Annotated in this window: 12 protein-coding genes; 3 read left to right on the top strand and 9 right to left on the bottom strand. The window is 43.1% G+C overall.

Annotated elements, in window-relative coordinates; genetic code table 11:
* Positions 1-195 precede the first annotated feature (195 nt).
* Positions 196-1,062, top strand: coding sequence for a helix-turn-helix domain-containing protein (locus tag P150_RS0108625; RefSeq protein ID WP_028897332.1), 867 nt, complete (start codon positions 196-198; stop codon positions 1,060-1,062).
* 224 nt (positions 1,063-1,286) lie between these two features.
* Here the strand turns inward: P150_RS0108625 and P150_RS0108615 are convergent, their stop codons facing one another.
* The 4 genes from P150_RS0108615 to P150_RS0108600 form a co-directional block, all read right to left on the bottom strand.
* Positions 1,287-1,880, bottom strand: coding sequence for a DUF3109 family protein (locus P150_RS0108615; RefSeq protein ID WP_028897331.1), 594 nt, complete (start codon positions 1,878-1,880; stop codon positions 1,287-1,289).
* Between the two features lie 70 nt (positions 1,881-1,950).
* Positions 1,951-2,613: a uracil-DNA glycosylase gene (locus tag P150_RS0108610; protein ID WP_028897330.1), complete on the bottom strand. Its 663-nt coding sequence runs from the start codon at positions 2,611-2,613 to the stop codon at positions 1,951-1,953.
* 171 nt (positions 2,614-2,784) lie between these two features.
* The gene (gene gpmI, locus P150_RS0108605) at positions 2,785-4,305 is read right to left on the bottom strand and encodes a 2,3-bisphosphoglycerate-independent phosphoglycerate mutase (protein WP_028897329.1); all 1,521 of its coding nucleotides are present in this window, start codon (positions 4,303-4,305) and stop codon (positions 2,785-2,787) included.
* Positions 4,306-4,636: 331 nt separating this feature from the next.
* Positions 4,637-5,794, bottom strand: coding sequence for a nucleoside recognition domain-containing protein (locus P150_RS0108600; protein WP_028897328.1), 1,158 nt, complete (start codon positions 5,792-5,794; stop codon positions 4,637-4,639).
* Between the two features lie 297 nt (positions 5,795-6,091).
* On the opposite strand from P150_RS0108600, the gene P150_RS16260 reads away from it, so the two are divergent.
* Together P150_RS16260 and P150_RS17600 are read left to right on the top strand one after the other, a co-directional pair.
* Positions 6,092-6,583 (top strand): hypothetical protein, encoded by a 492-nt coding sequence (locus P150_RS16260; protein WP_155952979.1) that lies wholly within the window; start codon positions 6,092-6,094, stop codon positions 6,581-6,583.
* 307 nt (positions 6,584-6,890) lie between these two features.
* Entirely contained in the window at positions 6,891-7,052 is a 162-nt protein-coding gene (locus tag P150_RS17600; RefSeq protein ID WP_155952978.1) for a hypothetical protein, read from the top strand.
* A gap of 759 nt (positions 7,053-7,811) precedes the next feature.
* Here P150_RS17600 and P150_RS16255 read toward each other — a convergent pair.
* The 5 genes from P150_RS16255 to P150_RS0108555 form a co-directional block, all read right to left on the bottom strand.
* Positions 7,812-8,240: an energy transducer TonB gene (locus P150_RS16255; RefSeq protein ID WP_051617605.1), complete on the bottom strand. Its 429-nt coding sequence runs from the start codon at positions 8,238-8,240 to the stop codon at positions 7,812-7,814.
* Positions 8,241-8,248: 8 nt separating this feature from the next.
* A complete protein-coding gene (locus tag P150_RS16250; protein ID WP_051617604.1) occupies positions 8,249-9,937 on the bottom strand; it encodes a M6 family metalloprotease domain-containing protein in 1,689 nt (562 codons plus the stop codon).
* 67 nt (positions 9,938-10,004) lie between these two features.
* Complete coding sequence (locus tag P150_RS0108565; protein WP_028897325.1) at positions 10,005-11,822, bottom strand: hypothetical protein; 1,818 nt, start codon at positions 11,820-11,822, stop codon at positions 10,005-10,007.
* A gap of 32 nt (positions 11,823-11,854) precedes the next feature.
* Positions 11,855-13,462: a RagB/SusD family nutrient uptake outer membrane protein gene (locus P150_RS0108560; RefSeq protein ID WP_028897324.1), complete on the bottom strand. Its 1,608-nt coding sequence runs from the start codon at positions 13,460-13,462 to the stop codon at positions 11,855-11,857.
* An 18-nt stretch (positions 13,463-13,480) separates the two neighbouring features.
* Positions 13,481-16,726: a TonB-dependent receptor gene (locus P150_RS0108555; RefSeq protein WP_028897323.1), complete on the bottom strand. Its 3,246-nt coding sequence runs from the start codon at positions 16,724-16,726 to the stop codon at positions 13,481-13,483.
* Positions 16,727-17,346 lie beyond the last annotated feature (620 nt).

The following is a 17,346-nucleotide window of genomic DNA, read 5'->3' as shown; positions in this document are numbered from 1 at the left end:
AAAATAAAAGAGGACGAGCTGACTGTTTTGCAAGTCAGCTCGTCCTTTTATCATTTTATCAACTTTCCTTTTCTGGTTATAAAAAGAACAAAAAACAGCTTGTTTTTTGTTCTTTTTTTCCGATTCAACGCCATTTTTAGGAAAATAATATGTAATTTTGCTTTCAGAAAAGGTTAAATTAACCAATAAAAGATTATGAAAGAAATTAATGTTGAATTTGTAAATGCAAACTACCCGACAGGGTACAAAGTAGAGAAGGAGTTTCTGTTGTACGACGAAACCACAAAACTCCCCTACCTTTCAGAAAGCTCAAGGCTTAAATGTCTGATTTTAGCCTTTTGTACAAAAGGAGAAATAACCTACACCGTAGACACCGTTGAGCACACAGCAGGTCCCGGAGATGTTTTGATTATAAGTGAAGGACAGGTTATGGGCAACTACAAGGCGTCTGAAGATTGCAACGGTACTTGTCTCGTGCTGTCTTACGAGTTCTTCCAAGAGATTGTAACCGGCATCCGTGAACTGTCGGCACTCTTCCTCTTTGCACGCCGCCATCCGGTTTTCCACGTCGATGAAAAGCTGATTGGTCAGTTGCAGGCATATATGCGCACCATCAAGGAGAAGATAAGCGACACCAACCATCGATTCAGAAGAGAGATGGTAAGCTCCCTTCTCAAGGTACTCATCTACGATATGTGCAACATCATTTACCGGGTGCAGCAGGTAGGAACCGAGAATTGCACGCGGGCAGAGGCCATTTTTGCCGATTTCATCAAGCTGGTGGAAAAGGAATTCCGCCACGAACGCCGAGTGGGATGGTATGCCAACGAGCTGAATATCACGCCAAAATACCTTTCCGAAACCATCAAAGCCATCAGTCAGCGCACACCCAGCGACTGGATAGAATACTATGTTATGTTGGAAATCCGTGTTCTGCTGAAGAACAGCCGTATGAGTATTAAGGAAATTGCAGAAGTGATGCACTTCCCCAACCAGAGTTTCCTCGGAAAATACTTCAAGGAAAACTACGGAATGAGCCCTTCGCAATACAGAAGAAGCTAAAAAATGGGAGAAGGGAAATGGGAAATGGAAAATGGGAAATGTGCATTTCATATCAATGGGAGAAGGAAAATGGGAGATGGGAAATGTGTATTTCATATTAATGGGAAACGGAGGATGGAAAATAGATAACGGGTGTTGAACACTAATGCTCAATAGTGTTTAACACCTACACACAATGGTGTTAAACACTTTCTATGAAGAGTTTTAAGCCTAAATACTTATTGCTAATATCCCAATTGCTCCGCCACTTCCTTCAATTCTTTATACCATTCCTCGCCAAAACGACGGATTAACGGACCTTCCAAGAACTTGTAAACAGGCAGATTCAGCTCCCTACCCTTCCTCACAGCGTCCTTGCAAATATCCCATTTGTGATAGTTCAGACCGACAAGATTGTTGCCAAACTCCTTTACACGAATCGGATAAAGCGCACAGGAAATCGGCTTTACAAACTTTGTCTTACCAGAACGGTACGAACGCTCGAGCGCACAAAGACAGCAACCGTTCTCATAACACGTAAAAACGCAATCCTTGCCATTGACAATGCTCGTTACCAAATCGCCCTCTCTGTCCGTATATGCCACTCCCTGCTTGTCGATAACAGCCTGTGCCGATGCCGTAAGGTCGGTCCATACATCGTCTACCACGTTTTCAATTTCTGCGATTTCATCGAGAGAAACTGGTGCTCCGGCATCGCCTTCCACACAACAGATACCCTTACAGGCATCCAAATCGCAACAGAATTTCTCCGTTATGATATCGGGCGAAACCAGTACATCGCCCACCTGAAGAATAGGCATCATCTTTTCGCTGTTCATAATGTTTTCTAATTAAATGGCTCAACACCTCCTGTCAGGTGTCTTGCCTGCCAATCCGTTTTTATCCTTCCTACCAAATTATTTCTTTCTCCCCCTGTTCAGCCAGATAGGTATTGCATCGGGAGAACTGTTTCTGCCCAAACCAACCACCACGATTGGCAGACAACGGCGAAGGATGCACAGATTCGAGGATAAAATGGCGTTTGGCATCTATCAGATACTTCTTCGACCGGGCGAAACCTCCCCACAGCATAAACACGATATGGTCGCGATGGTCGCTCAAAGCCTTGATGGCAGCATCGGTAAAATTCGCCCAACCCAGTTTCTGATGGCTGTTCGCCTGATGCGCACGCACCGTAAGCGTGGCATTGAGGAGCAACACTCCCTGTTCAGCCCACCGAGTCAAGTTGCCCGAACGCTGCACAGGTGTACCCAAGTCCTGCTCTATTTCCTTGTAAATATTCTGCAAGGAAGGCGGCAAAGCAATGCCATCGGGCACGGAAAAGCTCAACCCCATCGCCTGCCCCGGCTCGTGATAAGGATCCTGTCCAAGGATTACCACCTTCACTTTGTCGAAAGGACAAAGGTCGAAAGCGTTGAAAATCAGTTTTCCGGGTGGATAGCACGTGCTCTGTTTATATTCCCGACGCACATATTCCGACAACTGACGGAAGTAAGGCTTCTCAAATTCAGCTTCCAGATGAGCTTTCCAAGATTCTTCGATTCTTACCATTCTTCGTTTTCCATTGCGCTCTTGAATTTACGAGGTAATTTCCTTGCAAACTCGTTCACTTATAACCTTGTATCTCTGGGTTGAGATTTAAGGATTTAGGTAAATAATGGAGTTAAAACAAAACCACATATTTGTCTTAACTCCATTACATAATATCACTATTGAAACAAATTATTTATCTTCAATCAGGCATTCGCCGGTCATTTCCTCAGGCTTTTCCAAGCCCATAATATGGAGGATAGACGGTGCAACGTCCGCCAATCTGCCCGGCTTTACCTTGGCAGAATTATTATCAGTTACATAGATGAACGGAACAGGATTCAATGAGTGAGCCGTATTTGGCGAACCATCCTCGTTCAGTGCATTGTCGGCATTGCCGTGATCGGCAATGATGATAGCCTCGTAATCGTTTGCCTTGGCAGCTTCGATAACGTCCTTCACGCAGTTGTCAATCACTACTACCGTCTTTGCAATGGCGTTCATCACACCGGTATGACCAATCATATCGCCGTTGGCAAAGTTTACCACGATGAAATCGTACTTGTTTTCATTGATCGCAGCCACCAGCTTGTCCTTCACTTCGTATGCACTCATTTCAGGCTTGAGGTCGTAGGTGGGGACTTTCGGCGAAGCCACCAAGATACGGTCCTCGCCTTCGAATGGTTCTTCGCGACCACCATTGAAGAAGAACGTAACGTGTGCATACTTTTCTGTTTCAGCCGAGTGCAATTGCTTCAAACCGAGGCTGCTGATGTATTCGCCCAGCGTACCCGTTACGTTTTCCTTCGGGAACAGCACCTTCACGTTCTTGAAGTTAGGATCGTAAGGAGTCATCGTATAATACTGCAAATCCTTGATAGTCTTCATTCCCTGCTCCGGCATATCCACCTGCGAAAGCACCTGTGTCAGTTCCTTTGCCCGGTCGTTACGGAAGTTGATGAAGATAACAACGTCGCCTTCCTGAATTGTTCCGTTCACATTTGCATTCGTAATCGGCTTGATAAACTCGTCGGTTACACCCTCGGCATAGCTCTCTTCAATAGCCTTTACCATATCCTGAGCCTGCTTACCCTTAGCCTCCACGAGCAAATCGTAAGCCTCCTTCACGCGTTCCCAACGCTTGTCGCGGTCCATTGCATAGAAACGGCCGACAACCGAAGCAATGTTTGCGCCGTTAGCCTCGCAAACCTTCTGAATTTTCGACACGAAACCTGCACCACTCTTCGGGTCGGTATCGCGACCGTCCATAAAACAATGCACGTAAACATCCTTCAGTCCGTATTCCTTACCCACCTCTATGAGTTTGTAGAGATGCGTAAGTGAAGAATGCACGCCGCCGCTTGAAGCCAAGCCCATCAGGTGTAGCTTCTTATTGTTCTTCTGTGCATAGCTGTAAGCTTCTACAACCTGCTGGTTTTTCAGAATATCGCCGCTTTCACAAGCCTTGTTGATTTTAACCAAATCCTGATAAACAATGCGACCGGCACCGATGTTGAGGTGTCCCACCTCGGAATTGCCCATCTGCCCGTCAGGCAGTCCCACGTTCTCGCCGGAAGCCTCCAGATAAGAATGTGCCGATACTGCATTCAAATAATCCATATAAGGCGTTGGCGTGTTGTAGATTACATCACCCTTACCTTTATTTCCGATTCCCCATCCGTCGAGAATCATCAGAAGTGCTTTCTTTGCCATAATTTCTATATTCTTCTTTCTTTTATTAATACCTATTATTATATACTCCAGACGAAACCCAAACCCGGGCTGCATCATTAATTGTGCAAAGGTACTGAAAAAGAATCGAGTAGCAAAGAATTTACAAAAGAATAACCTCACAAAGCCATTTAATCCACGCGCAGTAAGATCATATAAAAAACTTATATTAGACCTTGCATCTGTGCGAAGAATACTTTCCATTTGTGCAAAGATTAAAATGCTATCTTCACAAAAAAGAAAATCAATAAATATGGAAATTCGGGATGAATCAACAGTTAATTCATCCCAAACTCTTAAAATCTATTAGATATCAACAAAAGATGAGATACAACCAGTGTGCTGTCAATGCCGCACAAAGACCTCCAATGGTGTGGGAAATGATGGCTTTGGAAGTCAGTTCGCGATAACCGATGGTGTCGAGCATTGCAGTATGGGTGCTGAGGAAGCCACTCCAACACATTCCTATACCTGTGAAAACGGCGATGGCATTGCCGTCAATCCATCCCTGAGTGGCAAAATTGGGCACAAGACTCAAAGCTGCGCCAACTGCACCGAGGGCAGTAATGGGGAATGCAATCTGATGTGGGTCGGTAAAACCAAAGAGTGGCTGCAAAAGCCAGTCAATCTTGTTTGCTAATTCGGGCAAAACTGCGATACCTTCATAGGCCTTACCCGTGAAAGAACCGTCGGCAGCAGGACCGAAAGTGAGTATCATTACCAACGTTGAGATAATCAACACACCGGGAATAATAGACATTCCCACTTCAACACCCGACTTACCTCCGTCGAGCAATGAGTTGAGCGTGCGCAGAAAGACGGATTTCTCCTCTTGACGCACTGATTGCTCTGCCTGTTGCTCGAACTGTTGGCTCTCCAAAGCGTTCTCTTCACGATAGTTAGGATAGGCTTTGAGCACGAAAATCTGCATCAGGCGCGTTGAAACCAAGCAACCGATACAAGCCCCGATGAATCCCAACAGAGGCTCAACAAAGTATCCATTGCCAAGCATAAACACGATTACGATAAGCCCCATACCGAAAGCCGTACCGAAATTGGTGAGCGAAATGTACTGGAACTTCTTGAAGTAACCGCTGAAGTGCTTGTCGTGTGCGAGCGTGATGATGGCAGGATTGTCTGAAAGGAAAGTCAGCACGGCACCGAGCGATGCTACTCCCGGCAATCGGAACAATGGGCGCATCATTGGACGGAAGAACTTCTCAATCAAATCAACCACTCCAAACTCCACAAACAGTTTACCGAGTGCTCCGGTAAGCACACAGATGGCCATCAGATAAAAACAGGTATTCAGCAGAAGGTCGTGTGCCGTGTGCATAATGGTGTTCAGCATCTGTGCAACTCCCATCTTCCACCCTATTCCTCCGAAAAGCGCAATGATGATAAAGATACATACACACCCTTTGGGCATTAATTGTTTTTTCTTGTTAGCAGTCTCATTCTGCTCATTCATTTTTTTCTCGTTTTGGTTTTCCATTATATAGGTCTTAAAATCGGGATAAAATTAATAAAAAAAAATAAACCGACAAAATAATGAGCGATTTAAATGTGAAATGGATGATGGAAGATGGGAAATGTGAGATGGAAGATGGGAGATGGAAGATGGGAGATGGAAAATGTTAGATGATTGTTACTAATAAATTTCCCGTTTCACATTTCCCATCTCCCATCTCACATTTCACAACTATTAGGTATTGCGCAGGTACTTGATTTACATTAACTTTGCAATCAAATTAACATCTATATCAAAATGAAAAGAATCCTATTAGTATTTACAATGGTGTTGGCATTTGCAGCAGCAAATGCCCAAACGGGAATGTTCACGTCTGATCAGGTATTGAAAGACGGCGCAACATTGATAGACAAGGAAATTCAAATAACTGGCACAGTTACGCACGTATGCCACAGTTCTGGAAAGAAAGTCTTTCTTGCAGGTGCCGACGAGGAAAAAACCATTCAGATTTTCGCCGGTGGAGATATTCAAAAGTTCGCCCCCGAACTGATTGGCAGCAAGATGAAAGCTACCGGAATCGTATGCGAACACCGCATAAGCAAGGAAACCATCGCAAAGCAGGAAGCGCAGATTGCTGCCGAGTTGGAAAAGGAAGACTGTATGAACATAGAGCGTTGCAACAACGTGATGAGCAATTATCAGAATATGAAGCAATGGATGGCTGACAACGGAAAGGACTACTACCCTGTTTATTATGTGAAAGCCACTAAATACGAAATCTTAAAATAAACAATCCGAGGGCACAAATCACTCTCTTTCGACACTATTACCAATAATAGTTGTGAAACCGATAAGTGCAGTTTAAACAGAATCACAGTTTTTAATCGTTTATATAGCTTAATTGAACTAAGACACTTGGCACAACGCCAAGTGTCTTTTTCATTTCGCCTCTCCCCTTCTCCCATTTCCCTTCTTCCATTTCACATTACCCCTCTCCCATTTCCCCTCTTCCATTTCCCATTATCCATCTCCCATTTCACATTTTCCATTTCCCATTATTTTCGTATCTTTGTATTCGCACAAAAACATAAAGAATATGAAGAAAATTTTAAGCACATTAGCATTGGTTCTGTTCTCACTAAGCACGACTGCACAGGAAACAATCGGACTTCAACTGACGACATCACCGGAAATCAACAAAGACGGCAGCATAACATTCCGATACTATGCTCCCAACGCCAAAGACGTTCAACTGTAAGGAAGTTTTCTGCCAAAACGAAAGATTCAGACTCTTTCGGGAAATTTTGAACAGACTGGTAAAGTGAATATGAAAAAGAAAAGCTGAAAGCTCAACTCAAAACTCCTACCCATTACTACTATATAGCCATCGGAAAAAATGATTTTCTCTATCAGGACAATGTGAATTTGCGCAAAAAGCTCGATGAAATCGGCACAAAATACGAGTATATAGAAACAGATGGAGGGCACGAATAGAAAAACTGGAGATTGTATCTCAATTATTTCGTAACAAAGATATTCAAAAACTGATTTCCAAACAAGCCTTACTCCTGACGCAAACAAGAGGATGAGCAAGCAAGCAAACAAATAGAATATCCTCATCCTCTTGTTCCTCGCCCCTCTTCCAACTTACCATTCCTCCTTATGTATTCTTATTCAAGAAGACGGAATACATACCACCATTTCCATTTGTGCGAAAAACGCTTTCCATTTGTACGAAGATTGCATTGCATTTGTGCGAAGATTGCAACGCATTCTTCGCACAAATGCAACGCAGTTATAAAACACTGAATACCAAGCATTTTAAAATCGAACACAAACGATGTATCACGGTAGTGCAAACCAAATCCGTGCATTTCTTGAATACAACAAGCAAACTCGTTTAGACACAAAAAAAGGCAGACTATCATATTAGTCGGCCCTCAACATCGGAGATTAAATAATGCAAGAAGAAAATATTATTTCATCGATAATGCTTGCAAGTATCGTATCTCAAAAATTACTTTAAAGAGAAAAATACGGGAATCTTGATTTCCGATTCTACAACTTTTCCTCCATCCATTGCAGGTTCAAAGTCAGGCAAAGTCCCAACTACTCTCAAGGCTTCAGCATTCAGGTATTTGTGTTCGGAACTGACAATGCTGAAATTACTCAGCTTTCCCTTCTTATCTACTTGTGCTGCTACAATCACTCTTCCTTCCAAATTAATTGATTTAGCAACTTCCGGATATTTTATATTCTGTTCAATATACTTCAGCATCGCATCATACCCACCTTTAAACATAGGTACTTTGTCTACATTAAACAGAGAATCAGCTTTAAGACTGGCTTTATCTATATTCAGCACCTGCCCTTGCTGCTTGCTTTCCTTGCAAGCAACAAGCAATAAAGCAGATAAGAAATATAGATAAAGTCGTCTTTTAGTCATAATCGTTTTTACTTCACGATTTTCTTACCATTTACAATGTAGATACCGTGAGGCAACTTGCTTGCGTCGGTACCCATATAGATACCATCAACAGAATAGATGTCAGAATTTGAAATCGTTTCAGTCTGTTCGATATTCTCGATTCCGGTAGGATCAGTACCACCCATAAACTTGAAGCTGATAGTACCGTCTGCATTCTGAGTGATTTCCGTAATTGGCTTACCCATCTTACCCTTTGTTCCCTGATAAAGGATAGCAGCAGGAGAAGAAGCATCGGTCAGCTCTGTATTGCCATTTGCAGGATAAAGGTCGGTAGCTTTAGCTTCATCAGACTTAGAATTGTTGGCACGGAAGATAGTACCACGCTGATGGTCGTTCTTCAAACTACCAGAAGTAATAGTTGAATTCAGTACATTGTATTTCCAATAAAGAGGATCGAAATCATTGTGCTGAATCATCAAGCCACTACCTGGCAATTTTGAATCCCAGACATTACTATGTGCTACCTGTCGATTCTCGAGAATATAATATTCATTACGATTTTCATCATTATAAATAATATAAGATTCACAGTTTGAATCGCCGTTTACAAATCCATTAGGCTTCATATTGGTAATAGTTGCAGGCTTAGTCAATTCAATTGGTTGATGCCATCCAATGTACCATTTTTCGTATGCAGAATAGTTGGGAGGATAATAACCATTTCCGTTATATGTACCGCTTGCCATCAAGTCCCAGTTACTCATACCGAAGTTACCAGTATAACGGGTATCGTAGAAGTCTGGCAAACCTAAACAGTGTGAAAATTCGTGGCAGATAGTTGCAATACCAGCAGTTGTTGTACCAGAACCTAATGCATTCTTCTGCAATTCGCTACTGCACGCATACGTGTTTACTACAACACCATCTGTACCAATAGCCTTAGAACCTAAACTGAATTTGTGTGGCCATACAGTATTGTCGCCGCCACCGGCAGCCTGTCCTTCACCTGCATAGACAATATAGACCATCTCAACTTCGCCATCCTTATCCCAGTCATAGACAGAGAAGTCAACACCATCAGCATCTGCTGCTCTAATAGCTTCAGCAATCATCTGAGAAACATTAATATCCTTGTTATTACCAATATCACCACCATAATAAGCCTGAGTCTGAGACAAAGTAAACGGCCCTTTAACATCAAAGTTCAAATCGAACTTACCATTACTCTGATCGCGGAAATACTGCTTTACAGTACCAGGATACAACCTCTGCTGAACCTTGCTTAGTGGACCATTTATCATCCCTTCCATCTTTGTAAGAGAAGTTGAAAATTTCAAATCCTGATAATCAACAAGAATTACCAAGCATCTTTGCGAACCAGTAAATGGGATGTGATCACCACCAATTACAACCTTACGCATTTTAGCTCTGCGAGTATCATTATCCTTGTCGCGCTGTGCACGCAATTTATCAGCACGCGCAAAAGAAGCCTCTAAATCAAAAGTGGCATACGTATCAGTATTTGCATCATACTGATATGCAACACCATCTTCAGAAAGCCAATAACTTAAAAATTCATCACCAACGAGTTCTGCCTCAATCTTTTCGCCGTTAGCTAAAGTCAGTAGACGCTTCTGCCCCTTCTTAGCAGGCACAGCGTTTGCCGCAATAGCGAAAGCAAACAAGACATTAAGGAGAAGTATTAATTTCTTCATAATTATTTATTTTTAAAAGATATAAAGATTCCAGGGAAATTATCCCTGAAATCTTTATTATCAAACATTACTTTCCAAGATTAAAATATGGAACATTCACAATATAGTGCTTCTTGAGCATTGAGTTCAGATCGAATGTTGGAGCCTTCTTCATAGATTTAACAATCTGCTTAGTCAAAGCCTCGTCCAACAAGAATGTTTCTGTTTCAGCACCGTAAACACCCTTTCCACTAGCATCAGTGTAAAGCATATTAAATTTAATCGTCTGATTTGCCTTGTCAAAGGTAGACTCAAAGCCCTTACCTGCCACAGCAGGATAGAGTGTTACAACATCAGAAACAAAGATTTGGCCATCTTTTGCCTTAATACCTGTATCAAGAAGTTTGACAATCACAAAACCGCCAGAGGTAACAGTAAATTCCAATGGGAAACCATCCTTGAGATATGGAGAAATACGATACTTGTTTGGATCAGCTGTGCTCTGAGACAGAGTTGCTTCAAACTCCAACTTATCCTTGAACAACAAGCCCTTAACTCTACCTTCCAACAGCTTAGGACCCAAGTCGCCTGCTGGGTCAGCAATCGTGAGCAAGCCCTTGTAGATATCCTTGAACTGCTCGGTATTGTCTTTGCTTGACTTCAAAGTGAATTTCTCCACTACTGTGCCTTGAACATTACCGGCTGCATCGTAAAGCACGATTACAAAATAATATTCGCCACTATTTGTGAAAGGAACTTCAACATCGCCAGATGCAGTAATTTCCTTAGATTCGATAGAACCATCCTTAACACCAGCAACAGCCTGCTCTTCAGTCATAGACCCCGCAGGTACCAAAGCATACTTTGCAGTCTTCACATCAGCACCCAATGTAATCTGAACTTTTGCCAAATCATTATCAGTTGCAGCATCTGTGAAACGACCCATATAGGTTGCAGTAGCAGAGTAGTCAGAGAACTCATAGCCCGGCAATGCAATCGCCAACATACCGGCTGCATTCGTATTGTATGCAGTTCCGTTTATGCTATTAAATAACAAAGCAACAGAATTTGGTTCAGAGAAAGTAATGATACCATTCTTCAGCTTACCAAAGAACTGTGGAGCCTTAGCCTTAATATCTTCCATACTGTTTCCAGCCTTCAGGAATCTTTCTACCTGATGCAAGAAGTACAATTCTCCTTCCTTTGCATTGAGTGTCATACCACTACGGCCATAGAGGAAGTAAACGAAGTTTGGATCTTCAGCGTGAATTTCCATATAACCTTCAGTTGCAGGATCAACATTACCAGTGTACTGGAATTCTGATGTTGCAGCACCATAAGGCTTCAAACGATAAACCCCCTCGATAGTGGTATGCTTCTCGATCTTAACCTTATAAGTAGGGACTGGAAGACTATAAACAGGCAAAGCAATACCATCACGGTAATAACCAAATCCAGCCATTTCCTTAAACGGAGTGATACCTGCCTTGAAAGTGTAAGTAGAAGAACCATACACAGACTTGTAGCCGTCTTCAGCAATAGCAATAGTACCACCTACATAGTTACCATACTTAAATCCAGCAGCATCATAAGTAACTGTAATATTAGCTTCTTTCTGTCCTGCCTCAAATGTTACAGATGTAGGAACATTGTAGATATTTCCCTCACCCGGAGTAAATGTCAATGGAACAGTAACGGCTTCTGCTGCATCTATGCGATTTACAGGAATCGTGAAACTATTCTGTCCATCTACCAACTCAATCTGTGATTCCAACTCATTGCTGAAATACACTTCCATACCTTCAGCGACTGCGCCGTGGTATTCATATTCATCCGTACAGGATGCCAGGCCGAGACCCAGCAATCCCATAAGGAGGACGTATGTGCTTTTAAAGAACTTATTCATATTCAATTTATTTAAAATTAAGTAGCTTCTTATTAGTTAGTCCAAATCTGATATGCCTTTGTAGGGTCAGGGTTGTTCCAGTTCTTCACAGCCGGATTACCGTTCTCTTCAAAATTAATGAAGCAGAAGTTCATCCAAGCCGGGCGACCGTTGGTGTTGAAACGCCACTGATCGAAGAAGTTAGTACCAACATAACCACGAGTTACAGACATATTCAAACGCTTGATATCGAAGAATGAAAGACCTTCTCCCCAAAGCTCAATACGCTTCTGGAAGATGATTTCATCGATAGCATCCGTACCAGTGTAAGAATAAGAAGGGTCACGGTAAGTCGTCATAAAGCTCTTCAAGAGTTCAATACCTGTACCTGCTGCAAGATGTTCAGCAGCTTCAGCCTCAATGAAGTACATTTCCTCAACACGCATCAATGGGAACGCACTTACAACGGCTACTGAAGATTCCGCAAAGTTACCCTTGTTTGGGCGGAACTTCAAAGCACCATACTCAGGAAGTCTTTCCTTGAACTGTGGATCAACATACTTGTTCTGTGCTGCCAAAGGACTTCCTGCCGGAGCCTTCCACATCTTCTTGCGCCAGTCAGTATTGCTGATGCGCTCGTAGAACTTCTTGCCAATCATATTCATCGGACCATTGCCTGCATAACCGAACAACGTTTCGTTGGAAGCAAAAGAAGTAAAGTTGATAATACCAGTCTTCACAGCACCATCTTCAGTAGTGTACTGACCACCCCACATCCACTTAGAGATGTCGTTGAAACCAGTCGTAGTGTTTGTAGCATCTTCTTCTGACATAGGAGCCTTGCCATAAGTATCAATAGCCTTGCGGGCATACTCCTTAGCCTTTGCGTAATCTTCATTCCACATATAGAGACGAGCCTTCAAACCGTAAACAACGGCCAAGTCAGGCAGTGTGTTGCCACTGTTGCTTGGGCTATTCACAATGTACTTCTCGGCATTGTTCAAGTCTTCCTCGATGAACTTCGCCATCTGCTCGTGCGTAGCACGTGGATTGTTGCGAGCTTCTGCCTCGGTCGTCTTATCAGTTACAATAGGACAGGTCAAGCCTGTAACCACATTCCCCTCGTTGTTCTTTCCATCAGGGAATTTATCGTTCGGTAAGAACTCATACATACGGGCAATATCAAGATAGATACTTGCACGGTAAGCATAGGCAACCCCGAGATAACCCAACTGTGTCTTCGTAGCCGTTTCAGCATTGACACCACCGATTGCCAAGTTGGCAGTAAGGATATAGCTATAACTGTATTCACCGACGAACTGACCATACAGATAGCTAGGCCCCAAAGCTGTTGTTGAAGCCCATCTGCTGAACTGGTTGTAGTCGTGGTCAACGACAACATAGTCATCAGCCATCACGTCACGAATACGCATCAAAGCCGGTGTACCATAACTCCAATGAGCATCAGAGGCACGCCATACGTTCTTTGTATAAGCCGGCAAAGCATTAACCAATGCTTCCGTAGCAGAAGGAGACCGCTCAATCTGTCCGTTCGTAGCAATACCATTTCTTGGCTCTGACTCATCAATACAGCCTGTGAGTGCAGGTACTGTAAGCCCTGCAATCAAGACTCCTAAAATTGATTTATTTATTTTTTTCATATAATATTCCTGTTTAGTTTAGAATGTTACTGTAATACCACCAGAGATTGTTCTAACCGCAGCATAACCAACGTTTGACTGACCACCAGAGAGAGACTGACGTGGGTCGAGACCCTGACGCTTAGACCATACCCAAAGGTTGTCGCCTACTGCGTAGATACGAACCTTAGCGAGACCCAAGCTGCGTACCCACTTAGTTGGGAGTGTGTAACCCAAGTTGATGTTCTGAAGGCTCAGGTAAGAAGCATTGACCAACCAACGGTCAGATGATGAAGCTGTATAGAGGTCTTGGCTCTGTATACGTGGGATGTTTGAACCCTTATTGTCTGCTGTCCAAGCGTTCAGCAAATCTACGTGCATAGCACCACCACGGCTGAGGTCCATTGAGCTGGCATAGTTGCCATCGTAAACCTGACCACCAATCTGATAACCGAAATCAACAGAGAAGTCGAAACCCTTCCACTCAATGCTTGTACCGAAACCACCGTAAGCGTCTGGCAATGTTGTTCCAGCCAAATGATACTGAGCCTCTTCAGGATTCTTAACCTTTTCAGTGCGTTCAACCACATTCTGTCCGTTTGCATCAAGAACATAGTTTCCGGCCTCGTCTCTCTTGTAAATATCCTTGTAGTAGAGTGCCTCACCCGTTTCAGGATCAACACCAGCGTATCTCTTCAGACGCATTGTGTACATAGAAATGCCTTCACCGAGGAAATAGCTGCCATCATTATAACCAGCTACACCATCCTGATACAGAGTCTTGTTAGCATCGGCGATGCGTGTAATCTTGTTCTTGTAAGAAGTGAAGTTGAGGTTGGCAGACCATCTGAAGTCCTTCTTGCGGATGATGTCGCCGAACAATTCGATTTCAATACCACGGTTGCTCATATCACCCACGTTGTCCCAGTAACCTGTCCAACCGAATGAGAGCGGCAATGAGAAGAATGACAACATATCCTTGGTAGAACGGTCGAAGTAGACAATGCTACCGCTCAAACGCTGACGGAAGAGAGAGAAATCGAAACCAACGTTGAACATACCCTGCTTTTCCCAAGAAATTTCCTTATTACCTCTTGTACGCTTCAGCAAAGAGATTTCTGTTCCAGATGGAGTAATCGTGTATGTGTTTGTATAGAGGAATGAAGAAATACCATCATTACCCTGTGCACCATAAGACGCCTTGAACTTCAATTCATCAACCCAAGGAGCGTTGAACCAATCTTCCTTAGAGATGAGCCAAGCACCACCAAGAGACCAGAAGCTACCCCAACGGTTGTCTGGATGGAACTTAGATGTAGCATCGCGACGGAAAGACATTTCACCGAAATACTTGTTGGCATAGCTATAATTAGCACGGCCGAACCAACCTTCGGTATTGTACAACGAACTTCCTGAAGATGTACTCTTTGTTACAGAAGCACCGGAGAGTTCAGGATAGTCGAGTGAGAACATATTGGTCTTGCTTCCACTCAAGCTTCTGCCTTCCAAACGATAGTATTCGTGACCTGCCATCAAGTCGAGTTCGTGCAAGTCGAAGTTGTGTCTCCAAGTCAATACCTGCTGCAAGTTGTAAGACCAAGTACGACCGTGGTCAACACTTACATGACCATTGTCTGTCTTATACAAACCGAACCAAGGGTTGGTTGTGCTCTGACCACGGTATTCGTCCAAGTAAACGCTGTTTACAGAACGGAAAGTGAAGTCCTTCAAGAAACGGATATCAACAGTACCTACTGCATTCAAAGTGTTGCCTTCGTTGAAAGCCATATTCAAACGGTTGTCTGAAAGGGCGTTGCTCTTGCCTAAGTATGGACGAGCCAAACCAAGGCCTTCTGCATCATCACCATAGTCGTAAGATGCGATCTTCGCCTCGTTGTGATACATAATGTTACCATTAGCATCGCGCAGATAGAGAGGATAGATAGGAGCAATGCGAGACATAGCAAACATATTACCAGAGTCAGTAGATGTTCCTTTACCCGTAGCAGCAGAGTTAGAAGTGTAGTGAGCATAGTTCATGTTACCACCAATCTTCAACCAGTCGTTGATCTGATAGTCTGCCTTCAAACGACCTGTGAAACGCTTGTAATCTGAATTGACAGTGATACCCTCGTCGTCCAAGTAGTTTACAGAAGCATAGAATGTAGATCTGTCGGTATTGCCTACTGCTGTTACAGAGTATTCCTGACGGAGTGCGTTGCCATAGATAGCATCCACCCAATTATCCGGCTGCAGCCAATACTGTTTGCCATCCTTACCTGTAACCAAACGGCCAAGCGTTGCATTCGGATTCAAGCGGCCATTCATACCGATGAGGTTCTGTCCCTGTGGCAAAGTATAAACATTGTAACCCAAACCGAAGCTGTTGTTAGCTGTCAGGTTTGCATTAGCCCAAGCATTTGCTGCTTCAGGAGAGAGACCACGACCACCATTATCCTTTGTGTTGGCAGCGTAGTTGTACAAGCCCTTGTAGTAGAGTTCGTAGTAACCAGCAGGATCGGTGATGTACTCATAATCAGGGATAGCGCGAGACTTAACACCCCATTTAGCATCAACGGTAATCGTACCACGGTCTGCACGACCAGCCTTTGTGGTAATCATAATCACACCATTAGCACCACGAGCACCATAAAGAGCAGCAGACGCAGCATCCTTGAGGACCGTCATACTCTCGATATCCTGTGGGTTGATAGTTGTGAGGTCGCCATCAAATGGAGAACCGTCCACAACATACAAAGGAGCACCACTGGCATTGATAGAACCAATACCACGAATCTTGATGCTTGGAGACGAAGCACCCGGAGCACCGGAAGCCTGTGTCATCTGCACACCAGACACCTTGTTTTTCAAAGCATCAACAGCATTTGTAACCTGTACCTTTGAAATGTCGTCTGACTTAACCACCGCAGCAGAACCAGTAAATGCTGATTTCTTCTGTGTACCATAAGCGACAACCAAAACCTCTTCCATCACTTTCTTTTCCGGATCAAGTATGATCTTCATATTGGCAGAACCGGTAAGTGTCTTAGTTACCATACCAATGTAAGATACAGTAATTTTAGAACCGGGCTTAGCCGATAACGTGAAGTTACCATCCAAATCGGTAGCAGCACCTTCTTTCGTTTCCACGACAACGACAGATGCACCAATAATGGGTTCCCCGTCCTCGGAAGAAATTACAGTACCACTAATCTGTGTTTGTGCCATAGCAATTCCTAAGCTTAGGAAAAGGCAGGCGAGAAACATTGTTAGTCTTTTTTCCATAGAATTTCTCTCTTTTAAAATTAAATATAATAATATTGTAATATTGTTTCTGGTATATGCATTATTTTCGTTCCATAGCAAAAGATTGAAAGTTCGTTTCATCTTTTAACATAATTGCAAAGATAGCGCATCTATATTAACGAAACAAATAAAATTAATAAAATAGTTATTCTTTTCACATTAATTAACAAAAGGTATTAATGAAATCGCAAGGAGACGAGAGAACGAGGGACAAGAGGACGAGTAAATCACCTCTGCCTATTTAAGTAGATAACGGGAAAGCAAGACGGAAATTGCCTGATGATGGGGATATACTGTTTTTAGCACAGAGAATGCAGAAGCATTCAGGGATGGCGCGGTTTTTCTTGTTGAAAGGTGCATTGCAGGCTAAAAGTATAATCGTTCTGACCAAGCAGGAATAGGGTTGAAAAATCATTACACGGTGGATTTGGGGAAGTGTCTGACAAAGGTTTTGTAAACGCCTGAATGACTATCGTTTACAAACGCGGCTTAATTGCAATGCAATCTTCGCAAAAATGCGGTGCATTCTTCGCACGTTTGAAAGCTGCTTTTGCGAAGATTGCGGCGCAAATGTGCGTGGATTGTTTTCTGATGATATT

The sequence above is a fragment of the Prevotella sp. HUN102 genome (assembly GCF_000688375.1).
In the GTDB taxonomy this organism is placed as follows: Bacteria; Bacteroidota; Bacteroidia; order Bacteroidales; family Bacteroidaceae; genus Prevotella.
The sequence above is the reverse complement of the archived record's forward strand: the minus strand, read 5'-3'. Positions and strand labels throughout refer to the sequence as shown.